This window comes from Paenibacillus endoradicis, from assembly GCF_024721975.1.
Genome location: NZ_JANQBB010000001.1, coordinates 68287 through 92202 on the forward strand (window position 1 = coordinate 68287; position 23916 = coordinate 92202).

The following is a 23916-nucleotide window of genomic DNA, read 5'->3' on the forward strand; positions in this document are numbered from 1 at the left end:
GGACTGTGATTACGCGGTAATGCGTTGCAGCATAGTCGGCGGTGAAGATGCCCTCCATCGAAAGTCTGTGTGTGCTCACGTACACAATACGTACGCTGTGCTACGCGATCTCGATAAAGGTCATCTTCTTGGTACTGACAGCCCAAGATTTTGAACTTTTATTATATGTGATGAAATTGAAAGGAGTTGGCGAGATGATTCAACGAAGAAATCGTTGGAAGTTAGCTACTTGGTCACAAGAACAAGAAATGCTTGCGACTCAATTAAGTAAGCAACTTACCATTCCCACTCTTGTAACAAAATTACTAATACAGCGCGGATATGATAACGCTGACACAATAGAATCTTTCTTATATGGTACACCTGCCAATATGCATGATCCATACTTACTTGCTGGGATGAATGAAGCGGTAGAACGAATATTGCTCGCAAAACAACAAGGTGAAAAGGTTCGAATTTATGGTGACTACGATGCAGATGGTGTATCTAGTACATCATTGCTTTATTTCACATTTGCCGAACTTGGATTGAACTTTGACTATTATATTCCCCATCGTATGTTAGAAGGCTATGGCTTGAATAAAGGGGCAATAGATAAGGCGAAGCAAGAAGGTATTACACTAATGGTGACCGTTGATACTGGTATTAGTGCATATGAAGAAGTAGAATATGCCAAGCTACTTGGTATTGATGTTGTCATCACAGACCATCATGAACCTCCGGAACAGTTGCCACAAGCAGTGGCAGTCGTTAATCCGAAGCAGCTCCACTGTCCTTATCCATTTAAAGGATTAGCAGGAGTGGGAGTGGCATTTAAGCTTGCTACAGCCTTATTAGATGGTGCTCCAATGCAGTGGTCTGGTATTGTAGCACTTGGTACTATTGCCGATCTAATGCCTTTACAAGACGAAAATCGTATTATTGTAAGTTATGGACTTGCAGAACTGCGCAAAGGCCAGCAGATCGGTTTCAATGCTCTCGCTGAAGCTTGCGGTATTAATATGGCTGAACTAAGCGCGATGAATATTGGTTTTGGTATTGCCCCAAGAATTAATGCAGCTGGAAGGCTGAAACATGCGAAGCAGGCTGTTGAATTGATCACTTGTTCTAGTGAACAAGGAGCGATTCAACTTGCAACCGAGCTGGATCATTTGAATAAAGAACGTCAATTGATTGTTGAGACGATGATACAAGAAGCTGAAACCCAGTGGCAAAGTAAGCTACAAGCAGTTAAAGCAGCAAAACAGCCTGAGCCTAATGTTATAGTATTGGCTCAGGAGGGATGGAATGTTGGTGTTATAGGAATCGTTGCTTCCAAAATGCTAGAACGTTACTATAAGCCTGTTATCGTTTTCGGGATTGATGTTGAAAAAGGAACTGCAAAAGGTTCAGCTAGATCAATTGAAGGCTTTGATCTACATGCGGCTTTAACAGAATGCGATTCATTGCTTGAGCATTATGGAGGTCATCAGGCAGCAGCAGGTATGACTGTGCTTATTGAGAATTTGCCGAAATTAGAGGAGGGGTTAGATAATTTAGCCCTGCAATGGTTAACCGAAGAGGATTGGATTCCTAAGCTAAAGATTGATCTGGCTTGCGATTTACAAGATATTACACTCGATACCATTAAACAATTATCATTATTAGAACCGTTTGGCATGACTAATCCGTCCCCGCGCGTACTTGTAAAGAATACTAATCTCGCTGAACGAAGAGCGATAGGTAAAGAAGGTAAACATCTTAAGTTGCTACTGAAAGATCAACAAATGACTTTAGATGTTATAGGATTTGGAATGGGCGACTATGCGAAGCAACTATCCACTTCAGAGCCAATCGAGGTCGTTGGCGAACTTTCTATTAATGAATGGAATTCGATCAGAAAGCCTCAACTTCAATTACAAGATTTACATGTACAAAAAGAACAGTTAAAAGTATTCCCTTCCAGAGAACAATTTGGTATCATTTATCAGTATGTTCGTAAGCAGGGAGTCGTACCCAAACGTGGAGTATACGAAAAACTTAGCAAGCTTAGTGGATTAGCAAACGTCGAGATTGATTTGATATTAGAAGTATTTGAGGAACTCGGATTTATTCTTATTAATTCGTATCAAATTCAAGCGGTGCCTTCTCCACAGAAAAAAGATTTAGCGAGCTCAGCTCGTTATAATAGTGCTAAGCTTCAATTCGAAGCGAAATGAATGTAGTAATTAAGCGGTCACAGAAAGGGTTGACGATTTGTGTCAAATTCATCTACTAACTTTAAAGATTATATTCGTGTAATCGAGGATTTCCCGACGCCAGGGATTCGTTTCAAAGATATTACAACACTATTGAAAGATGGACCAACTTATAAAGCGGCTATCGTTGAGCTTCGTAAATTAGTTGAGCATCTTCAAATTGACGTTATTGCTGGCCCTGAAGCACGTGGTTTTGTTATTGGAGCTCCACTAGCACTTGAGCTAGGAGTCGGTTTCATTCCTATTCGCAAAAGTGGTAAATTACCAGGTGAAACGATTAGTGCTAGTTATTCGCTAGAGTATGGTACTGATCAACTTGCTATGCACAAAGATGCTATTGAACCAGGTCAACGTGTACTTATTGCTGATGATTTATTAGCAACAGGTGGTACAATTGCAACTGTTATCGATCTTATTAATCAAGTTGGTGGCGAAGTAGTAGGAACAGCGTTTTTAATTGAGCTTTCATATCTTGAGGGCAGAAATAAAATAGAAGGCGTTGAGGTTCAATCCTTAATGACTTATTAGTAATAATACTTAGTATTTGGCGATAGGCCGACTACCCTTGCAGAGCAATCGAATTGATCTTGCATGAGGTAGCGGTCTGTTTTTTATAACGGTACATTGACGTAATAGGTATGTAACAGGCATAATAATTAGAAATAGAAGAAAAGTAGCTCGGACTTTAGATAGACTAGCTTGGGAAGGGATCTTATCATGGGCATAGAGCAATTAATTGAAAAAGCATCAATCTATATGAAAGAACAAGATCTCAAGCTGATTAGAGAAGCCTATGATTTTGCGGATCAAGCTCATTCAGGGCAAGTACGTAAATCAGGTGAGGCTTATATATTACATCCTCTAACAGTTGCAGATATCGTCTTAGATATGGGTATGGACGTGTTGTCGATCGTGACGGCTCTACTTCATGATGTCGTGGAAGACACAACTGTCGATCTTGAGACCGTTCGTGAGAAATTCGGCGAAACTTGTGCGATGCTTGTAGATGGATTGACGAAACTAGAAAAAATTAGGTTCCAATCGCGTGAAGAACAGCAAAATGAAAATTATCGAAAAATGTTTGTTGCTATGGCACAAGACATTCGAGTTATTCTAATTAAATTAGCTGATCGACTTCACAATATGCGTACGTTGAAATATCAATCTGAGGAATCTCAGCGTAGAATTGCCTATGAAACACTTGAAATATTCTGTCCTATTGCTCACCGCCTTGGTATTTCTGCTATCAAATGGGAAATGGAAGATATTGCATTACGTTACTTGAACCCTCAGCAATACTATCGTATTGCTAATTTAATGAAGAAAAAACGTGTTGAACGTGAAGCGTTTATTGAAGATGTTGTTAACCGTATTCGTGAAAAGCTAGCGGAAATGGGTATCGAGGGTGATATTTCAGGACGTCCGAAGCATTTGTACAGCATTTATCAAAAAATGACAACACGCAATAAGCAGTTTAGCGAAATTTATGATTTATTTGCTATTCGCGTAATTGTTGAAAATATAAAAGATTGTTACGCTACGTTAGGTATCATTCATACGCTTTGGAAACCGATGCCAGGTCGCTTCAAGGACTATATTGCAATGCCTAAAGCGAATATGTATCAGTCCCTCCATACGACGGTTATTGGTCCGAATGGTGAACCGACAGAAGTGCAAATTCGTACTTGGGATATGCATCTTACATCCGAGTATGGTATAGCTGCTCACTGGGCTTATAAAGAAGGTAATGTTGTTCCAGATGGTAGCTTTGGCGATAAAATGACATGGTTCCGTGAAATTCTGGAATTACAGAATGAGACACAAGATGCGGCAGAGTTTATGGAATCCTTGAAAATGGACTTTTTCTCTGATCTAGTATTTGTGTTTACGCCTAATGGTGAAGTTATTGAGCTACCGGCTGGTTCTGTACCTTTAGATTTTGCATTCCGCATTCACACTGAAGTTGGTAATCGTACGATTGGTGCTAAAGTGAATGGCAGAATAGTCCCGCTTGATCATAAATTAAAAACTGGTGATATTGTTGAAATATTGACGAGCAAACATTCCTATGGCCCTAGCTCCGATTGGCTAAAAATTGCTCAATCTTCTCATGCACGGAGTAAGATTAAGCAATGGTTCAAGAAAGAGAAGCGTGAGGAAAATGTCGCTAAGGGTCGCGATTTAATTGAACGTGAATTGAAACGTCTTGGACTTGAGCCGCATCTCTGGATGACAGATGACAAGCTACAGGAAGTTGCTACGAAATTCACATTTAATGATATTGAAGATATGATGGCTGCGATTGGTTTCAGTGGTATAACAGCCGCACAAATCGTAACTAAGCTTACTGAGAAACTTCGCCGTGAGCAAGAAGAAGCGAATCAGATCGAGCTAACGAAAGAAATTACTGAAATAAAAGGCAGCGCAGTAAACAAAAAAGTTAGAAATAACAATAATGGTGTTAAAGTTAAAGGAGTAGACAATTTACTTGTCCGCTTTGCCAGATGTTGTAATCCTGTTCCAGGTGACCTCATTATCGGTTATATTACACGCGGTAGAGGTGTTTCTGTGCATCGTATGGATTGTTTAAACATTCCATTTGGCACGGATAATGAAGAGGCAGATCGTGTAATTGAAGTTGAATGGGTCGATTCTATTAATGCTAACTATAGTGTTGATATTGAAATTACAGGTAGTGATCGCCGTGGATTATTGAATGAGGTACTTCAAGCTGTATCTGAAGCGAAAACTAACATTAGTGCAGTATCTGGACGAACAGGTAAAAATAAGATGGCTATTATGCATATGACTGTTCTTATTAGTCATACTGAGCATCTTACTAATGTTGTTGAGAAGATTAAAAAAATTAAAGATATATATTCCGTGCAACGGATTATGCAATAAAGGAAAGTTCAAAAAGATTACTTATCACCACTAAGAAGATGGGATGATGCTAAGTTATCGAGAAGCAGAGTGTACGTTATTGGTACACGAGCATCTAAAATGTTTCTGAAAGAAACATACATCGGAAGAGTGTGCTTTGCTTCAGGTGAATGCCATATTCGCCGACGAATAAGCATCGTAGCATCACATCGTGATCATAAGTGGACTTTTTGAACATCTACTAAAGGAGTCGAACATTTTGAGAGTAGTTGTACAACGGAGTAAAGCAGCCAATGTTACGATAGCTGGGGAGCAAGTTGGTGCAATTGATAAAGGACTTGTTCTGCTCGTAGGCATTACTCATGAGGATACTGAGCAAGACCTTAAGTGGATGGCGGACAAGCTCTCTGGACTTCGGATATTTGATGATGAGTCTGGTAAGATGAATCTAGATATTACCGAGGCAGGGGGCAGTATTCTTTCTGTTTCACAATTTACTTTGTATGGTGATTGTAGAAAAGGTCGTCGTCCTAGTTTCATGAAGGCGGCAAGACCAGATCATGCTGAGCCAATGTATCATAACTTCAATGAGTTATTACGTAATAAAGGGATCCACGTTGAAACTGGCCAATTTGGAGCAGAGATGGATGTAAGTCTTGTGAATGATGGTCCGATTACAATAATTATTGATACGGAAGAGAAATAGGAGCGGAATTGAAACGTTTTCTTTTTTGTAATCAACTTGTAACATAATGATAATGTCTCTTTAATATCATTAACCTATAATAAACCTCGACCCCCTTTTTAATAATATATTATTATAGCCTGCGGAGATGCCGCAGGTTTTTTTCTGCCCATTTTCCCTTTTTAGGACGAGGAATATGCTTAGATGCTTATTCGACGGCGAAAATAACGTTCATTTCGGTTGTGATGACGATGAAAATGCTATGTCGCCTGCTCGACGGCGAAAATGACGTTTATCGGTCGCTGCGTGTGCTCGTGTATCAATAACGTACACCCCGCTACTCCCTTCCTAGATTCACGTCATCTTCTTGGTCCTAATAAGCGAAACACTCAACGGAGCAATGATTGCTACGTGGTTTAGACTCTGATGCAGAGTATTCGAAGCTTTGAACGCGGATCAACATCAAGTTGTTTACTTGATGTTGATTATGGCTGGTATCACTTCGAAGTATAATTTGGACGTTTTATTGTTTATTTATAAGGGATTAGGAGAGACTATGTCGTAGTTCTATATTGACTTTCGTCGGTATGACAAGTAAAATATGATATCAGTAACAACTTAATATTTCATTCCTTGACGGGAAGAAGTAACTCAACTCCACTATACCCAGAGATAGGTGTCAATTGGCTGAAAGCACCTTTATATGTATTGAGTGAATAACATCCCTGAGAACATAAGATGAACGGTACTTATATTACATAAGTATGACATTAGTTTTATGCGTGTTACGGACGATAATCGTATGGAGCGAATAGCTACAACTTGAACAAGTAAAATCTTGTAAGTTGTTAGATATTCGAAAAGTGGGTGGTACCACGGGAGATAATACTCTCGTCCCTTTTGGCGGAAAGTCAGAAGGAACGAGAGTTTTTTTGTTGTTTAGAAGTAATTCAAAATGACCACTCGTGATCACAATAGGTATCTTCCTTTTTTGCGCTACAACCGCAAAAATGATATCTATGGTGTCCAACGAGCTGGAAAATCCGGAATAGACCACAAAAATGAGGTCTATAACGCCCAATAAGCTGGATAAACCGAAATAGACCACAAAAATAAGGTCTATGGCGCCCAATGAGCAGGATAAACCGAAATAGACCACAAAAATGAGGTCTATAGCGCCCAATGAGCTGGATAAACCGAAATAGACTGCAAAAATGAGGTTTACTGAGAGTGTTTAATCTTTCGAGGAATGATTTTTACTGGAGCATTTTAGAGGGATATTGATTATTGGCTTATGCTTCTGATGTACTTTTCATTACGAGGAGTATATCGAGATGAATTGAAAAGTTTAAGGAGGTTATCGCTATGTCGTTTAAGAAATCGCCCGGTACGCAAGATATTTTGCCAGGTAGTGTAGAAAAATGGCAGTTTGTAGAGCAGAAAGCTCGAGAAATCTGCAGTCGCTACAATTTTAGGGAAATACGTACTCCGATTTTCGAATCTACTGAACTTTTCCAACGTGGTGTTGGTGAGACAACTGATATCGTTGAGAAAGAGATGTACACGTTCATCGATCGTGGGGAGCGCAGCTTAACGCTTCGTCCAGAAGGTACAGCAGGCGTTGTACGCTCATTTGTAGAGAACAAGCTATTTGGAGAACCAGATCTAACTAAGTTGTATTACATGGGCCCTATGTTCCGCTATGAGCGTCCTCAAGCAGGACGCTACCGTCAATTCCACCAGTTTGGGATTGAGGCTATCGGAGCTGCTGATCCTGCACTTGATGCAGAAGTGATTGCATTAGGTTATACCTTCTATACAGAGGTTGGACTTAGAGGTGTTGGTGTTGAGATTAATTCAGTTGGAACTCCAGCTGTTCGCGGCGCATTCCGTGAAAAGTTACTTACTTATTTAGAACCGAAACGTGAAATTCTTTGTAAAGACTGTCAGTCTCGTATCGATCGTAATCCACTACGTGTATTGGATTGTAAAGTTGATCAAAAACACTTTACAGATGCTCCATCGATTCTTGATAGCTTAGATGAAGAATGTCAGATTCACTTTGATAAAGTGAAGCAACATCTATCCGATATGGAAATTCCATTTGAGATTAATCACCGTCTCGTTCGTGGTCTTGACTACTATACACATACTGCATTTGAATTCAAAGCTGAAGGTATTGGTGCAATTGATACTGTTGGTGGTGGTGGTCGCTATAACGGTCTTGTTGCTGATGTTGGTGGTCCTGATCAACCGGGTGTAGGCTTCGGTCTTGGATTAGAACGTACAGTGTTATTACTTGAGCACCAAGAAACGGCAATTCCAAATCTTAATGAATTAGATGTGTATCTAATCGCTCTAGGTGAAGAAGCAGATCGTCAAGTGACGAAACTTGTGTATCAATTACGTAAAGCAGGAGTAAAAGCTGAACGTGATTACCAAGGTCGCAAGATGAAGGCTCAGATGAAGTCTGCAGATCGCTTACAGGCTCGCTATACTGCAATACTTGGTGATGATGAACTTGCTAATGGTGAGATTACGCTGAAAGAGATGGCTACTGGACTCCAACGCAAAGTCTCCTTCTCCGATCTCTCGCATGTGATCATGGAGAGTAAGCTTCGTAGTTAACTCGACTTCGAATATGCCTTTCATCGGAATTCTGCGTGTGCTCGTGTACCAATAACGTACACTCCGCTCCTCGAGTTCCTAGCTTCAAGGCATCTTCTCGGTGCTGACAAGCGAGAGACTCGAGGATGCATCTTCTTTGGAATTGCTTGCGAAGATGTTGCGGATGTAGCACTTCGGAGGGTACTTCTTCTTGGAAGTTGCTATGAAGTGTTTGAAGGTTATTATTGTGGGGCAACGAGGCGCTTTGCTGTCGTTGCGGCTTTGCATTCTGCAACTTGCAACTTGCAACTTGCATCCTGCTAAGTTTGCTTTCTTGCTTCGTGCAAGCTTACCTCCTTGCTCTGCCTCCTGCAAAGCTGGGAATTAACTGCTGTAACTCCAACAAATTTGTTGTTGAAACATATAATTATAATTATGAAATGAGGATTAGACATGTCTATGCTAAAAACCGTAAACTGCGGTACTTTAACAAAAGCTGATGTTGGCACTGAAGTAACATTGAACGGCTGGGTACAACGCCGTCGTGACCTTGGTGGCGTTCTATTTATTGATTTACGTGATCGTACAGGTATCGTGCAAACGGTATTCAACCCAGATTTCTCTGGTCAAGCACTAGAAATCGCTGATCGTGCTCGTAATGAGTATGTTCTTGCTGTGAAAGGTACTGTTGTTGAACGTGATCCAGAAACTTTCAATGCAAACCTTGCTACAGGTGAGATCGAAGTTCGTGTTACTGAGATCGAAGTAATGAATGCAGCGAAAACTCCTCCATTCCCAATCGAAGATGGTGTTGAGGTTGATGAGTCTATTCGTTTGAAATACCGTTATCTTGACCTTCGTCGTCCGGAAATGCAAAAAACTTTGTTGCTTCGTTCTAAAGCAGCAAAAATTTTCCGTGATTTCCTTGACGGTAATGGCTTCATCGATGTTGAAACACCAATTCTTACAAAGAGTACTCCAGAAGGTGCGCGTGACTATCTAGTACCATCTCGTGTACACGAAGGGGAATTCTTTGCACTACCACAATCTCCACAAATCTTTAAGCAATTGCTTATGGTTGGTGGTATAGAACGTTACTACCAAATCGCTCGTTGTTTCCGTGATGAAGATTTGCGTGCTGATCGTCAACCTGAGTTCACTCAAGTCGACATTGAGACTTCATTCTTGTCTCAAGATCAATTGCTAGGCATGATGGAAGATCTTATGGCGAAATTGCTACTTGAAACTGTTGGTGTTGAACTTCAACTTCCATTCCAACGTATTACGTACAAAGACGCTATGAACAAATACGGTTCAGACAAACCAGATCTTCGTTTCGGTCTTGAAATCGAAGATATTACAGATATCGTTTCTACAAGTGATGTGAAAGTGTTTGCATCAGTTGCTGCTGGCGGTGGCGTTGTTAAAGCACTTAACGCTAAAGGCTGTGCAAGCTGGAGTCGTAAAGAACTTGACGATCTACAACCGTTTGCTGCTCGTTATGGTGGTAAAGGTCTTGCATGGATTCAAATTAAAGACGGCGAGTGGAAAGGTCCAATCGTTAAATTCTTGAAACCTGAAGAAATTGCTGCACTAACTGAACGTTTGAACGTTGAAGAAGGCGATCTACTAACATTCTCTGCTGACAAACCAAAAGTTGTTGCAGACGTACTTGGTAACCTTCGTCTTAAATTAGGTAAAGAATTGAATCTGATCGATGAGAAAGCATTCAAATTTGTATGGGTTGTAGACTTCCCATTACTTGGATACGATGAAGATGCGAAACGTTATGTAGCAGAACATCATCCGTTCACTCGTCCTAATGAAGAGGATGTTCATTACTTCGATACTGATCCAGGACAAATTCGTGCGCAAGCTTACGATATCGTCCTGAACGGTTATGAAGTTGGTGGCGGTTCTATGCGTATCTACAAACGTGATGTACAAGAGAAAATGTTCTCTGCTCTTGGATTCTCTATGGAAGAAGCGCAAGAGAAATTCGGCTTCTTACTAGATGCATTTGAGTATGGTACACCTCCACATGGTGGTATTGCCTTCGGTTTCGACCGTCTTGTAATGTTACTAACTGGTCGTACTAACCTTCGTGAAACAATTGCGTTCCCGAAAACAGCTAGTGCAACAGATCTATTGTGTGATGCACCTTCAGAAGTTGAATTGTCTCAACTTGAGCAACTTCATATTCGTACAGTTGTTAAGCCTAAGCCAGTTGCAGAAGCTGTAGCTAATGCTGGTAAAACTGAATAATCGGTCGCTGGCGAAAGGAGATTAGCATTATGCTTCATCAATTTTCACGTAACGAATTGGCGATTGGTTCTGAGGGATTAGATAAGCTAAAAGGAAGTACAGTTGCTGTTCTTGGTATTGGAGGCGTTGGAGGCATGGCTGCCGAGGCACTTGCAAGATCAGCTGTAGGTAGACTAATTCTCATTGACAAAGATGTTGTAGATATTACGAACATTAATCGTCAAATTCATGCACTAACGACTACGGTTGGACAGCCTAAAGCTGATCTAATGCGTGATCGTATTAAACTAATTAATCCCGAATGTGATGTAATTTCGCTTCGCATGTTCTATACAGAAGAGACATATGAGCTATTATTTGCATATGATCTTGATTATGTTGTTGATGCGTCTGATACGATTATTTACAAGGTGCATCTTATTAAAGAGTGTTTAAAGCGTGACATACCAGTTATTTCAAGTATGGGAGCAGCCAATAAAATGGACCCTACTCGTTTGAAAATTGCTGATATTTCAAAAACGCACACCGATCCGCTTGCACGCGTTGTGAGAACAAAGCTGCGCCAAGATGGTATCAAAAAAGGGGTTAAGGTGGTCTTCTCTGATGAGACGCCAATAAAGCCTCGTGAAGACGTTACACAGCGTATTGTGCCAGACAATGCTCCGGAAATTCGGAAAGCACAACAACCGCCATCTAGTAATGCTTTCGTACCAGCGACAGCAGGACTTATAATGGTAAGTGAAGTTGTGAAGGATTTATTGAAATAGAACCACTAGATGCAGCTGTAACTCAGCTGTAACTAGTAGATAAGCCATCGATAGTGGCTAAACAGAAAAGGGTTATCTTCACAATGTGGAGATAACCCTTTTCCTTGTAGTACTGTAGCTGTAAAGTTTAAAACTCCCTTTCATACTGTGAGAAGTGCACCATGATAATTAACGAAAGTTAAAACTCTCTAACATTCATTCTCTAAGGAAGCTCAAACATAGACTCACGCCAATCACTCCTGTATTATGGAAACTATCACATTAAAAAGGGTGGTCACTATGGATACTACTGAACGTTTCTCTGGACGATCTCAGCAATATGTCAAATATCGTCCAAGCTATTCCCAAGAGGTTATTCAGCATTTAATTCAAGAGATAGGTATTATAAGTTCTAATTTTGTAGCAGATATTGGAGCGGGTACAGGAATATTTACCGAAAAATTGTTAGAGCAGCATATTCAGACGGTAGCAGTAGAACCGAACGATGATATGCGTAGCGCTTTAATCCAGCATTTACAATCTTATTTAACAGATAGTACACAAGATAAGCTCCTTTTAACTGTAAGTAATGGCAGTGCTGAGCAAACTGATCTTGCTAATGAAAGTGTTGATCATATTGTATGTGCACAAGCTTATCATTGGTTCAATGCTGAACTAGCGCAAACAGAGTTTAAGCGGATATTGAAGCAAGGTGGACAAGTTGTTCTTCTGTGGAATCAACGTGATGTTGGTGCATCCGCATTTATGAACGATTATGATGCGCTGTTTCTGAAGTATGGTAAAGAGTATGATGAGGTTAAGCATAAACATATAAGTCAGACTTCCCTAAAATCATTTTATGGTGGGTACGAACCGCAACTTGCTAGTTATCAATATTCTCAACAACTTGACCGAGCAGGATTATTCGGAAGAATTCAATCCTCATCTTTTTCACTGCAAGAGACAGATTCTCGTTATGATGAGTATAGTGCTGATATTGAGCATTTATTTGCAAATCATGAGCAAAATGGTATGGTTAATATGCTTTATCGGACTGATATATACTGGGGACAAATGTTATAATCAAAGTAATAGATTATGAATTTGGAAGTGGAAAAATGGATTTATTTACGATGGATGAAGATCAACCAACTACTCAGCATAAATTATTAGCTGATCGAATGCGTCCTCAACAATTAGATGAATATATTGGGCAAGAACATATTGTTGGTGAAGGCAAATTACTGCGTAGAGCAATTGAAGGCGATCAAGTCAGTTCAATCTTATTTTACGGTCCGCCTGGTTGTGGTAAAACAACGCTTGCACATATTATCTCGCAATCAACACAAGCTCAATTTGTTCGGTTGAATGCGGTTGAAACTTCTGTTAAAGATGTTCGTGAAGTGATAGAGACAGCAAAAACGAATAAAGTATTATATGGTCGGAAGACGATTCTATTTCTAGATGAAGTACATCGTTTCAATACATCACGTCAAGATGCACTTTTACCAGCGGTAGAGCAAGGGATTATTATCTTTATTGGTGCAACGACAGAAAATCCATTCCACCATGTTAATGGCGCATTATTGTCACGTTCAACGCTGTTTCAGCTTGAGCCACTTTCTGCAAAGCATGCAAAAATTGCGATGGAGCGGGCTATCGTCAATGAGCAACGAGGTTTAGGATTTATGAAACTAAACGTTGATGAGGATGCTTTAGAGCATTTAGCAGAGATGGCTGGGGGAGACATTCGTCGTGCACTTAATGCACTTGAACTAGCTGCGTTAACAACAAGCTCTGCACCTGATGGGAGCGTTCATATTACCGTTGAAGTAGCGCAAGAATCGATTAGGAAGCGCACTGTTCGAGCGGATACTTCGACCCAATTTGATGTATTATCGGCGTTCCATAAAAGTATTCGCGGGTCGAGTGACGCTGCGCTTTATTGGTTTTTATATGCGGTAGAGAAATTAGGGATGGACCCAATGACATTTTTACGTCGACTCATTGTGGCATGTAGTGAGGATATTGGTCTTGCTAATCCACAAGCGATGGTTCAAGCGGTTACGGCGATGGATGCGTATCATAAAATTGGGTTTCCAGAGGCAAAGTATAATATCGCTCAAGCGATATTGTTTGCCGTTGAAAGTCCGAAGTCCAATGCAACAGCTGTAGCGATCGGCAAAGCGACCTCAATGATCGATCAAGTAGGAATAACTGAAGTGCCCATGCATTTGCGTGATACACATTACAAAGGTGCGGACAAGCTTGGACATAAAGGATATCAATATCCACATGATTATCCTAATCACTATGTGAAGCAGCAATATTTGCCTGATCAAATTGCCAATGCAACGATTTATGAAGCAAGTGATCAAGGAATGGAAGATAAGATTCGTCAGAACCAAGAGCGTAGAAGTCGGAGTAAGTAGTGATGTGATAAGTTCGGGAGAAGGTTTTTTATAAACGAGCATGGGAGTTTTTTAATGTCTATTATTGGAGATTTAATTAATTTTATTTTGCATATTGATGTACATTTAACTACTTTAGTTAACGACTATGGATTACTTATTTATCTGATTTTATTTGCGATTATATTTATTGAAACGGGGATAGTTATTTTTCCATTCCTTCCAGGTGATTCATTACTTTTTGCTGCAGGTGCACTTAGTGCATTATCAGGTTCTACATTAAATTGGTTTTTACTAATAATAATTATGGGCGTAGCTGCGGTGCTTGGTGATAGTTTGAACTATTATTTAGGCAAGAAGCTAGGCAATAACATGTTAAAACATCAATGGCTAAAGAAATTCATCGATGGTAAAAGAATGCGTCAAGCAGAACTTTTTTTTGAAAAAAACGGCGGTAAAGCAATTATGATCGGTCGCTTTATTCCATTCATTCGAACATTTATTCCGTTTATTGCGGGAATGAGTAAAATGAACTACTCACATTTCATTTTCTACAATATTGTAGGTGGTTTTATCTGGGTATTTATCGGAGTAGGTAGCGGGTATTTATTCGGAAATATACCTGTAATTAGAGATAATTTTTCGCTAGTCGTTCTACTTATAGTCGCTATTTCTGTTGTTCCAATTATAATTAGTTATTTTAAAGGCAGAAAGAGTGATCTAGGTGGAAAAACTACCAAATAAATTTCTTTTACCTATGAGTTTATTTTTTGCCATATGTTTTGTTGTGATGTTAATAGGGCTACAAATGAATACATTATGGCTTAACCGTTTAGATACTTATTTTATAAGTTTGATTCAATTAAATATAAATCCATTTAAAACAGAATTATTTAATATCATCACTTTTTTTGGCAGTGTAACAATGATTGGAGCAGTGAGTTTAGGGGTCTTGCTATTTATATATATTAAGAAAAAGTATAGATTACTGTTGTTCATCGCATGTTCTATTATGGTAGGGGTAGGTATTTTACCACAATTATTGAAGAGGCTTATACAAAGAGATCGTCCAAGTGATGCATTAATTCAAGAAACAGGATTTAGTTTTCCGAGTGGACATGCAACAAGTGTGACTTTTTTATATAGCCTTCTTGCGACTGTGTTATGCTTTTATCTAATTCAATATCTTCGCTATAAATATATCATTCTATTAGCAGCCTTTCTGTTAATCATTCTGATTATGATTTCACGAGTATACCTTGGTGTACACTATCCATCGGATGTTCTTGCTGGTTTCTTCCTAGGTTTATGCGAAAGTATCTTTTGTATTTATATTTTGAACAAAAAGAAATACTTATGAAATTAATTATAAGACGAAACAAGGGGCATCCCGAAGTCATTGTTTAATGACTTCGGGATGCCCCTTCGTATATAAGCTACTTAGCAACAAGTCCGAACATATATCCTAAATATGCGAGCAAGATAAACAACAAACAGACGATAACCATAATCCATAGCTTACGTTGTCTAAACGCTATATACGACACGTAAATCATTAGTAATGCTGCAATCCATAACATTGCACTGTTGAGATTGAACTGCCACATAAGCTGAATATCAGGGCTGAATGAGCCATGGTATAGTGATGAGAACAGTCTTGAAGGCGATTCTGTTTGAAGTGTCTCAAGTACATTATGCGGTGGCGCTTGTTGTCCCATAATAGCGGTAATAATAAGAACAACTAATGCCAGTATACTTTCAACTCTTAAAAACCCTTTTGGCGACAGTTGTTTTTCTTTCATTCTTCTTGGATAAAGATAGCCATTACTGAAAGCAAGCCACAATAGCGGCAATATAGCAATATGTTTGATTAACATGTACTGACCATAATTAAGCATTAAGCCATTATTATATTGCTCTGTTGTGAATGTCATCAAGGTTAGTCCAGCAATTAAAGACATGAGTACACAGACAATAGCAAGGGGTGAAAACCATTTAAGAAACTTTGCCCACTGACTATAATCGGTAGCAAACCAACTAACTATGAATAAAATACCGAGCCATATCGTAACAGATGTAAAATGACCAGTATGTACGACTAGCCCTTTGAATGAGCTTAATGAGGATGCATGACTTGCAAATCCGAACCAGACTGAAAGTAATAAAATAAGTAATAGACCGACTTTAGGCATATGTCTATCTTTGGCGAAGGCTGGAATTCCGACCATGATCGCCAGTCCACTAGAACCTAATAGTGTCCATAACCATGCCTCACCAACTGGTAGGTCCAGTAAAATACTACGGATCATAGGGATATAACCTAATTGAAATGCATCCGCATATTCAACCACGATAAGATGTAAAGGCACATATGACATAACTGGAATGCAGATAACGCACAATAATACCAACCATTGAGGAAATACAATGGTTGGCTTAGATGCAGCAGGAACCAGCTGCAAAATGAAATATCCTATTACTAACGAGAAGCAAATATATAATATACTCTCGGAAATATAGGCCATATTATTTGCGTTTTTTCATTGCGAACGCAACCGCTGCAACGATAATTAAGCCAATAATAATGAACGGCCATACTTGGTTTTTGTCTGACTTTGTATCTGTTGTTGAGTCAGTATCAACAATCGGCGTCGATGTTGGCTCTACTGTAGGTTCAATAGTTACTTCAGGCGTAGTAGTCGTAGTAACTTCTTCGGTTGGAGTAGGCGTTGCTTCAGTAGCTGCTATCGTAAACGAGTAGCTTCCATCAATCGCATGACCGTCTGCACCAATAATATTGTATTGTACCGTGTATACTCCATTAGCTAATGGTGAACTTACATCACCAGTTAGCTCATGTTCAGCAACACTAATATTATCAACAACTTGTTCTTCGTTGTTTTCGTTGAATAATTTAAATGTGCTCATACTTGCAATCGTTGAATTGAATGCAATAGTAATTTTCTCTGGAGATGAATCAACTGTTGCATCTGCAGCTGGAGATGATTCAGTAACTTTAGAGTGAGCAAATACTTGCGTTGGAACCAATAGTAGCAATAAACACAGTAACCAAATAGTCTTTTTCAAAATAAAATCCTCCTAAAACTTTTTATATACTTCTCGAAATGCTACCTCGTAATAAAAAGTAGCATCGAAAGCCCTTAGATATTACACTCCATATGCATTATAACAAATGAAATGGTGAAAAGTTAGGCATTAACGATTAAGAGTAAGAACAAGTTATGAACAATAGAAAATAAAGTAACTATGAAAATATGCGATCTACAAAAAGTCTACTTGTAAAAACGTGGTGTATTTCGAGTTGCTCTCCGTTTCTATATAAGTAGCATTACTTTTTAGATATACTAACTGGTAAACTTTATAATTTTTCAGTTGGGAGTAATAAAAACTTGCTATACACGAATATATATGCAATATCTATCAAGAAAGTTAGCTTCTAGAAAATAATGAAGGGAGGTGTATGTCATCTGATTTTTGCCAGATGGCATAAACTTACTTGGAGGATCCCGCGTCAATAGGATGGACGATTTTTCTAATGAGTATACTTTTCATTGTTTATAGTAGTTGCTTATTCATTAATAACACTTGGATTACAGAATGGAAAGAAAAGAAAAAGAATGAAGATATAGCGGAAGGTGTATTTTCACGATTTATTCCCGTATTTAGTTTTTGGTCCGTAAAATACTTGCCAATTTTTTGTCTTATCTGGCTTGGTATGCTACTTCTACAGTTACAACTGTTGATAGTAAGAGAGTTAGAAGCAACTGGGACTTTACTACAACGTAGTTCAGCACTATGGATAGGAACCATAGTTGGCAGTGTATTTGTCGTATTACTGCTGTACATGCTGCATAGGAAGTGGATTCCAAAACGGAAACTCAATGTAGAAGATAGCGCAAGTATAGTAACATTTATTGACGCAAACTTTGAGGAAAATGCTAATATCGCGAATGTTTCGAATATGGAAGGGAACTCAAAATACGACTTTGGTGAAAAGACAGCTAGAGAGGTGATGACCCCGAGACTAGATATGATTTGCTTAGAGTGGAATAAATCATTATCAGTCAATATAGAAACAGCGATTACTCATATGAGAACGAGATATCCTGTTGTGAATCATGATAAAGATGATATTATCGGGTTTGTGCATATTAAGGACTTGCTTGCAAAGTATGATCATAAAACGACGGAATCTCAATGGCAGCAATGGATTAGACCCATCATCACAGTTTCCGATACAATCGCTATTTCTACATTATTAGCAATGATGCAAAAGAAGAAGACACAAATTGCTTTGCTTATTGATGAATATGGTGGAACCTCTGGCATGGCAACACTTGAAGATATATTAGAAGAAATCGTTGGGGATATTCAAGATGAATTTGATGAAGATGAGCATGATATTGTAAAACTACAACCTGACCATTATATGTTGAGTGCAATGTTACTAGTTGAAGAAGTTAACAGTTATTTCAATATTGGACTTGAAGTAGACGATATGGATTCAATCGGTGGTTACATGTACGCAAACATTCAATTTCCCCCGCATATCGGTCAATCTGTAGCTTACAAAAAAGAAGAGGAAAAATACATTTTTACAATTGAACAAATGGATCAGCTGAGAATCACATCAATTAGTGTGAAGAGAATTCAAGCAACAACTAATTGTGATCAGAGATTACGTTAATTGTTCAGTTTTAATAACTAATATGTGAAATATGACAATACGTCGTGTTCAAGAAAAAAACAAGACCTTGTGAAGTGAGAACACTCTCAGCTTCATAAGGTCTTGTTTTTTCTTTATTAAATTTTATGAACCTTATCGATTGTGCCGCCACCAAGACATACATCGCCGTCATATAATACAACAGCTTGTCCAGGGGTAATCGCTTTTTGGTGCTTAGCGAAAGTAATCTTAGCTTCACCGTTAGGCAACTTTTGCACTGTTACTTGCTGATCGGGTTGACGATAGCGGAATTTAGCAGTACATTCGAACGTTTCTGGCTGTTCATCTGCAACAATCCAGTTCATATTGGTAGCTAACAAGCTTTCGGAATATAAACTTTGATGAGTATCACCTTGAACGACATACAATATATTTTTTTCTAAGTCTTTCTCTGCAACGAACCATGGTTCGCCATTACCGTTACCACCAATACCAAGTCCTTGACGTTGACCTAATGTGTAGTACATTAAACCGTCATGACGACCTTTTTTCTCGCCAGTCAAGATATCAATCATGTCACCTGGCTTGGCAGGCAAGTACTGACTTAAAAATTGTTTGAAATTACGTTCACCGATGAAGCAAACACCTGTGCTGTCTTTTTTCTTTGCAGTGTAAAGACCAGCAGCTTCAGCAATTTTACGAACTTCTGGCTTCGGCAGATGACCAATAGGAAACATTGCTTTTGCAAGTTGTTGTTGATTAAGAGCATTCAAGAAGTAGGTTTGATCCTTATTCGAATCAACACCACGTAGTAACTTCGTTACACCATCGGCATCACGTTCAACTTGGGCATAATGACCTGTAGCAAGGAAATCTGCATTCAGCTCTTCAGCCTTTTTCAAGAAATCACCAAATTTGATTTCGCGATTACACATCACATCAGGATTCGGTGTTCTTCCACGTTTGTACTCATCTAAGAAATATGAGAAAACTTTGTCGAAATATTGCTTTTCAAAATTTACTGTATAATATGGAATGCCAATCTGATCACAGACGCGACGAACATCTTCAGCATCTTCTTCGGCTGTACAATGTCCAAATTCATCTGTATCATCCCAGTTTTTCATGAATATACCGATTACTTCATAGCCTTGCTCTTTCAATAATAATGCAGCAACAGAAGAGTCAACGCCACCTGACATACCGATAACGACTCTAGTGTTTTGATTAGGATTTGACATAATTACACCACCTTGTTCATTCAAGCATTTCATATTGTAACATATTCAATAAAGTTTTTCATGAATAACTATTGTGAAAATGGAGACGATTGTAGATAGTTATGATACCATATAAGAATAATTGGAATACAATGAATTAAATGAGGTGTATAGAAATATGAAAATTTCTACTAAAGGTCGTTATGGATTAACGATAATGATGGAATTGGCTATGAAGTTTGGAGAAGGCCCAATCTCTTTGAAAAGTATTGCCGAGAAAAATAGTTTATCAGAGCATTATTTGGAGCAACTAATTGCACCTTTACGTAATGCAGGTTACGTAAAAAGTATTCGTGGCGCATATGGCGGCTATGTGCTGTCTAAGGAACCTGCAGAAATAACGACAGGTGACATCATTCGAGTGCTCGAAGGTCCAATATCTCCAGTCGACTTCACAGAAGAAGATGATCCTGCGAAACGCAATCTGTGGTTACGTATTCGCGATAGTATCGCTAATGTTATGGATTCTACAACATTGGAACATCTAATTAATTATTCAGAAGAGCAGGACAAAGATAATAGCGATAGCTATATGTTCTACATTTAATAATGGAGTGAAGTAAGCATATGAAGTCATATTACTTTGATCATGCAGCAACAACTCCGATACATCCAGACGTTATTGCTGCAATGATTGCAACAATGCAACAAGGTCCGGGAAATGCTTCAAGTATTCATCGCTTTGGAAGAAACGCCAAACATAGCCTTAATCAGTCCCGCGACAAAATCAGTTCTATGCTTGGATGTAAGCCGAATGAATTTACTTTCACATCTGGTGGAACTGAAAGTGATAACTTGGCAATCATTGGTGCTGCGAGAGCACAAGCATTGAAGGGTAGAAAGCATCTTATAACATCTGCTATTGAACATCATGCAGTAATACATTCTATGGAATGGCTTGCTAACAATGAAGGATTCGATTTAACAATAATATCTGTTGACCAGCAAGGTTATGTAAATATGGCTGAGCTACAAGATGCATTAAGTGAACAAACCGCATTAGTAAGTATTATACATGGCAATAATGAAGTAGGTACTATTCAACCTATTGAGCAAATAGGTGAACTTGTTCATCAAGTAGGTGCGTTATTTCATGTTGATGCTGTTCAAACACTCGGATGTGTCACATACTCTCTTCAACAATTACCGGTTGATCTCATGAGTTTCTCCTCTCATAAAATAAATGGTCCTCAAGGCATTGGTGGTTTATATATAGCGACAGGTACTCCTATTGAAGCATTACAACAAGGTGGCACACAAGAAAGAAAACGTAGAGCTGGAACAGAAAATCTTGCGGGGATAGTTGGTTTTGCAACAGCTCTTGACATTTGTGTGAACAAGCGCGAAAAATGGCAACCTTTTGTGACAAATCTTCGTAATAGATGGGTAGAGCTGTTACAACAAGAATTAGAAAAGTATCCGATCATCGTGAATAGTGATCTTGATCATGGGTTATCTCATATCGTAAACATAAGCTTTGTTGGTGTTGATACAGAAAGCATGTTAATGAATTTGGATATGGCAGGAATTGCAGTTTCAAGCGGTTCGGCTTGTACTTCTGGATCGTTAGAACGTTCACATGTGTTGAAAGCAATGGGGCTAAGTACTGATCGATTAAATAGTGCTGTAAGATTTAGCTTTGGAATGGGCAATACTATAGAGGAAATCGAAGAGGCTGCAACAATAGTTGCTAGTATCGTAAAACGAATCCACTCTTAAGAATATGTTTCCGAGGCAGCTTTTCATATTGTTAAGAGTAATATCTGTGCAAATATATGAAAAGTCTGAGTAGTATGCTTACGGAGTAACTTTTCTTACTAAGAAAAGTTACTCACGAAGTCTATGAAAGGTTTTAGGAGGCAGCATTTAACATGATCAGGCTTCAGCAATTAATCGGACTACCTGTCTTAACGATCAACAATGGTAAAAAAATTGGTGTCGTCAAGGATGCATGGTTTGATGAGCATTGGAAACTGAAAGGTTTAGTGCTTGAATATGCAAAATGGTTTGCTGTGAAGGTGCGTACAGTACAATGGAGCGCGGTGTTAACTTGTGGAGATGATGCAGTTTTTATCGCAGATGAGTCACAAGTTGTAACAGGTAAGAAACAGCTACTACAGCGTGCTTATTGTATGGGAGTCGTCCAATTGAAGGACATGCCTGTCATAACTGTGACCGGTTCGCAACTTGGTAGAGTGTCCGATGTATATTTTTACCCATTTCAGGATACACAGATAGTAGGTTATGAGCTTACAGATGGTTTTGTTTCGGATCTAATTGAAGGACGAAAATGGCTCAGAACACCGAGTGATCTTAATGAAGTATTGCTTGGTCAAGATGCGATAATCGTTCCAGCTGTTAGTGAATCAGAATTGGAGCCAGTCGCAGCTTCCAATGTCAGAGGATAGGGAGTAGTGTTTATGAGATGTCCGAACTGTAACTCGAAAGATATAGGTAAAATCGGATCACACCAATTCTATTGCTGGGGCTGCTATATTGAATTAGCTGTCAACGGTGATAAAATGTCAGTGTATCAAGTTGAAGAAGATGGTACATTAAGTTCTTTGGATGATTTGTTTTTTGAAGATCAGTCAGCAGAACAACCTGAAATACACTTAAATTAACATGCAATGGATTTCACCTAGCATGTATCAACTATAGAAGGTCTGTAGCTTAGAATGATGCCCAATGAAACGGTCATTTACTTATTCGCTGCATGACCTTCTTTTTTGTGCGGATTTATTTAGGTGCAACTTTACAAAGTAAAGAAAGTCTAATATTATTATGGTAAAAAATGTATGTACGAACTTACAATCAGGACTTATGGAGTACGTGAGTATAAATGGTAATTATTAGAATCTATACTTATATAAACCGTCGAGTAGGTCATGCTGGATGATCTGGCCAATAGCTAGCCATATGACATTCAAAACGGTACGCTCCTATGTCAAAATAAAAGTAGGTTCACTCGATCCCTTTTTGGTCATTGACGCTTATATTGCCTCAATTCATCATCAGAGATATACCCGTCGGAAAAGGTATTATTCGTAATTATTGTGAAGAAGTAAAAACGAGTGATGAGAGCTACACCCACGGCGAGATGCTCGCTGACTCTCCAAAACTCGTTGCCAGGTTGTGCATTTACCATTAAGCGGTGTGAACTGACATGTTACGAGATCAAATATCAATATTCCTTTCGTGAATTATTTTGTATTTATTATCGTTAAGAATATAATAAGTGATTTTTATTTATTGAAATAGACCTTTTAAAATATAATTTCTTTAAGGTGGGATGTATAATGAGCATGGATAATGAGAATTTAAATCGTGAAATAAAAGAAAACGAAGATATAAATAGTTATATTCAAGTAACTCCTACACGAAAAATAATAGCAATGCGTACACTTCAAAGCGCAAGAGAAATCCCTCACTCCCTCAATACAATAGAGACAGATGTAACAAATCTTGTATTGCTCCGAGCAAAACTTAAATATGATTTTATGAATAAAAATAAAGTGAACTTAACATATCTTCCATTTCTCATAAAAGCTGTTTCCACTGCTATAACTGAATACCCGGTGATTAACTCAGTGTGGGCAGTAGACAAAATTATTGTTAAACGTGATGTGAATGTGTCTCTGCTAATAGGTACCGAGGATGCTGTTCTCGCTCCAGTCATCAAACATGCAGATAAGAAGAGTATTACAGAAATCGCAATTGAAATCGATAGCTTAACGCGACTGGCTCGTTCAGGTAAGCTTAAACTTGATCAAATACAAGAAGGCACGATTACAATTAATAATACTGGAGCATTTGGTTCCATACTTTCTTATCCTACTATCAATTATCCTCAAGCAGCCATATTGACATTTGAATCTATCGTAAGTAGACCTCGAGTCATCCATGAGATGATTGCTATCCGCTCTGTTGTTAACCTGTGTCTTTCTAGCGATAGTCGAGTATTGGATGCCAATATCGTTGGGCAATTTTTGAAAAAAACAAAAGAATACATGGAAGCTTATCATTTAGATACAGTTATTACTAAATTATAGAAATTTGATTGTAACTATTCATTTAAGCCGATAGCAGGCAGTTCATCTGAATTGGAGTGAGAT

The 23916-nt window shown here is 38.7% G+C and carries 19 protein-coding genes, 1 pseudogene and 1 other annotated feature; of the genes and pseudogenes, 17 read left to right on the forward strand and 3 right to left on the reverse strand.

Translation table 11 applies throughout. The annotated features are described in order from the left end of the window. The first annotated feature begins 194 nt into the window (after window positions 1-194). From recJ to NV377_RS00355, 11 genes are all read left to right on the forward strand, one after another. Window positions 195-2198, forward strand: coding sequence for a single-stranded-DNA-specific exonuclease RecJ (gene recJ / locus NV377_RS00305; protein WP_258199188.1), 2004 nt, complete (start codon window positions 195-197; stop codon window positions 2196-2198). A gap of 39 nt (window positions 2199-2237) precedes the next feature. Beyond that, a complete protein-coding gene (locus NV377_RS00310; protein ID WP_258199189.1) occupies window positions 2238-2765 on the forward strand; it encodes an adenine phosphoribosyltransferase in 528 nt (175 codons plus the stop codon). A gap of 189 nt (window positions 2766-2954) precedes the next feature. Beyond that, window positions 2955-5141, forward strand: coding sequence for a RelA/SpoT family protein (locus NV377_RS00315; RefSeq protein WP_308860041.1), 2187 nt, complete (start codon window positions 2955-2957; stop codon window positions 5139-5141). Window positions 5142-5379: 238 nt separating this feature from the next. Next, on the forward strand, window positions 5380-5826 hold the full coding sequence (gene dtd / locus NV377_RS00320; protein WP_258199191.1) for a D-aminoacyl-tRNA deacylase: 447 nt from the start codon (window positions 5380-5382) through the stop codon (window positions 5824-5826). Between the two features lie 603 nt (window positions 5827-6429). Continuing rightward, window positions 6430-6707: a binding site (T-box leader), on the forward strand. A 463-nt stretch (window positions 6708-7170) separates the two neighbouring features. Beyond that, window positions 7171-8433, forward strand: coding sequence for a histidine--tRNA ligase (hisS, locus tag NV377_RS00325; protein ID WP_258199192.1), 1263 nt, complete (start codon window positions 7171-7173; stop codon window positions 8431-8433). A 438-nt stretch (window positions 8434-8871) separates the two neighbouring features. Further along, window positions 8872-10677 (forward strand): aspartate--tRNA ligase, encoded by a 1806-nt coding sequence (aspS, locus tag NV377_RS00330; RefSeq protein ID WP_258200323.1) that lies wholly within the window; start codon window positions 8872-8874, stop codon window positions 10675-10677. 29 nt (window positions 10678-10706) lie between these two features. After that, window positions 10707-11444, forward strand: a complete 738-nt coding sequence (locus NV377_RS00335) for a tRNA threonylcarbamoyladenosine dehydratase (protein ID WP_258199193.1) — start codon at window positions 10707-10709, stop codon at window positions 11442-11444. 279 nt (window positions 11445-11723) lie between these two features. Beyond that, window positions 11724-12506: a class I SAM-dependent methyltransferase gene (locus NV377_RS00340; RefSeq protein ID WP_258199194.1), complete on the forward strand. Its 783-nt coding sequence runs from the start codon at window positions 11724-11726 to the stop codon at window positions 12504-12506. A 35-nt stretch (window positions 12507-12541) separates the two neighbouring features. Continuing rightward, window positions 12542-13855, forward strand: coding sequence for a replication-associated recombination protein A (locus tag NV377_RS00345; RefSeq protein ID WP_258199195.1), 1314 nt, complete (start codon window positions 12542-12544; stop codon window positions 13853-13855). Between the two features lie 54 nt (window positions 13856-13909). Beyond that, on the forward strand, window positions 13910-14578 hold the full coding sequence (locus NV377_RS00350) for a VTT domain-containing protein (protein ID WP_258199196.1): 669 nt from the start codon (window positions 13910-13912) through the stop codon (window positions 14576-14578). Continuing rightward, window positions 14559-15194, forward strand: a complete 636-nt coding sequence (locus tag NV377_RS00355) for a phosphatase PAP2 family protein (protein WP_258199197.1) — start codon at window positions 14559-14561, stop codon at window positions 15192-15194. Before NV377_RS00350 ends, NV377_RS00355 begins: the two co-directional genes overlap by 20 nt. Window positions 15195-15270: 76 nt before the next feature. Here the strand turns inward: NV377_RS00355 and NV377_RS00360 are convergent, their stop codons facing one another. Beyond that, window positions 15271-16296: a CopD family protein gene (locus NV377_RS00360; RefSeq protein WP_258199198.1), complete on the reverse strand. Its 1026-nt coding sequence runs from the start codon at window positions 16294-16296 to the stop codon at window positions 15271-15273. A gap of 64 nt (window positions 16297-16360) precedes the next feature. After that, window positions 16361-16921: a copper resistance CopC family protein gene (locus NV377_RS00365; RefSeq protein ID WP_258199199.1), complete on the reverse strand. Its 561-nt coding sequence runs from the start codon at window positions 16919-16921 to the stop codon at window positions 16361-16363. A 469-nt stretch (window positions 16922-17390) separates the two neighbouring features. Here NV377_RS00365 and NV377_RS00370 point away from each other — a divergent pair, with 469 nt between their 5' ends. Further along, window positions 17391-18542, forward strand: a complete 1152-nt coding sequence (locus NV377_RS00370; RefSeq protein WP_258199200.1) for a hemolysin family protein — start codon at window positions 17391-17393, stop codon at window positions 18540-18542. A gap of 116 nt (window positions 18543-18658) precedes the next feature. Here NV377_RS00370 and mnmA read toward each other — a convergent pair whose 3' ends face one another. Continuing rightward, window positions 18659-19762 carry a tRNA 2-thiouridine(34) synthase MnmA gene (gene mnmA, locus NV377_RS00375; RefSeq protein ID WP_258199201.1) on the reverse strand — a complete coding sequence of 368 codons (1104 nt, stop codon included), beginning with the start codon at window positions 19760-19762 and terminating at the stop codon, window positions 18659-18661. A gap of 157 nt (window positions 19763-19919) precedes the next feature. Between mnmA and cymR the strand changes: the two genes are divergently transcribed. The 5 genes and pseudogenes from cymR to NV377_RS00400 form a co-directional block, all read left to right on the forward strand. Then, the gene (cymR, locus tag NV377_RS00380) at window positions 19920-20348 is read left to right on the forward strand and encodes a cysteine metabolism transcriptional regulator CymR (protein WP_258199202.1); all 429 of its coding nucleotides are present in this window, start codon (window positions 19920-19922) and stop codon (window positions 20346-20348) included. Window positions 20349-20368: 20 nt separating this feature from the next. Beyond that, window positions 20369-21520, forward strand: a complete 1152-nt coding sequence (locus tag NV377_RS00385; protein WP_258199203.1) for a cysteine desulfurase family protein — start codon at window positions 20369-20371, stop codon at window positions 21518-21520. A 152-nt stretch (window positions 21521-21672) separates the two neighbouring features. Further along, a complete protein-coding gene (locus NV377_RS00390; RefSeq protein ID WP_258199204.1) occupies window positions 21673-22209 on the forward strand; it encodes a PRC-barrel domain-containing protein in 537 nt (178 codons plus the stop codon). A 12-nt stretch (window positions 22210-22221) separates the two neighbouring features. Then, complete coding sequence (locus NV377_RS00395; protein ID WP_258199205.1) at window positions 22222-22425, forward strand: YrzR-like zinc ribbon domain; 204 nt, start codon at window positions 22222-22224, stop codon at window positions 22423-22425. A 735-nt stretch (window positions 22426-23160) separates the two neighbouring features. Continuing rightward, window positions 23161-23853 (forward strand): annotated as a pseudogene (locus tag NV377_RS00400) (2-oxo acid dehydrogenase subunit E2); the annotation flags it as partial. Between the last annotated feature and the right edge of the window lie 63 nt (window positions 23854-23916).

Coding starts and splice junctions, on each gene's coding strand:
- mnmA (WP_258199201.1), bottom strand. CDS start 19,762: ATGTCAAATCCTAATCAAAACACTAGAGTCGTTATCGGTATGTCAGGT.
- NV377_RS00350 (WP_258199196.1), top strand. CDS start 13,910: ATGTCTATTATTGGAGATTTAATTAATTTTATTTTGCATATTGATGTA.
- NV377_RS00340 (WP_258199194.1), top strand. CDS start 11,724: ATGGATACTACTGAACGTTTCTCTGGACGATCTCAGCAATATGTCAAA.
- NV377_RS00345 (WP_258199195.1), top strand. CDS start 12,542: ATGGATTTATTTACGATGGATGAAGATCAACCAACTACTCAGCATAAA.
- NV377_RS00385 (WP_258199203.1), top strand. CDS start 20,369: ATGAAGTCATATTACTTTGATCATGCAGCAACAACTCCGATACATCCA.
- NV377_RS00335 (WP_258199193.1), top strand. CDS start 10,707: ATGCTTCATCAATTTTCACGTAACGAATTGGCGATTGGTTCTGAGGGA.
- NV377_RS00315 (WP_308860041.1), top strand. CDS start 2,955: ATGGGCATAGAGCAATTAATTGAAAAAGCATCAATCTATATGAAAGAA.
- cymR (WP_258199202.1), top strand. CDS start 19,920: ATGAAAATTTCTACTAAAGGTCGTTATGGATTAACGATAATGATGGAA.
- recJ (WP_258199188.1), top strand. CDS start 195: ATGATTCAACGAAGAAATCGTTGGAAGTTAGCTACTTGGTCACAAGAA.
- NV377_RS00395 (WP_258199205.1), top strand. CDS start 22,222: ATGAGATGTCCGAACTGTAACTCGAAAGATATAGGTAAAATCGGATCA.
- NV377_RS00370 (WP_258199200.1), top strand. CDS start 17,391: ATGAGTATACTTTTCATTGTTTATAGTAGTTGCTTATTCATTAATAAC.
- NV377_RS00390 (WP_258199204.1), top strand. CDS start 21,673: ATGATCAGGCTTCAGCAATTAATCGGACTACCTGTCTTAACGATCAAC.
- aspS (WP_258200323.1), top strand. CDS start 8,872: ATGCTAAAAACCGTAAACTGCGGTACTTTAACAAAAGCTGATGTTGGC.
- hisS (WP_258199192.1), top strand. CDS start 7,171: ATGTCGTTTAAGAAATCGCCCGGTACGCAAGATATTTTGCCAGGTAGT.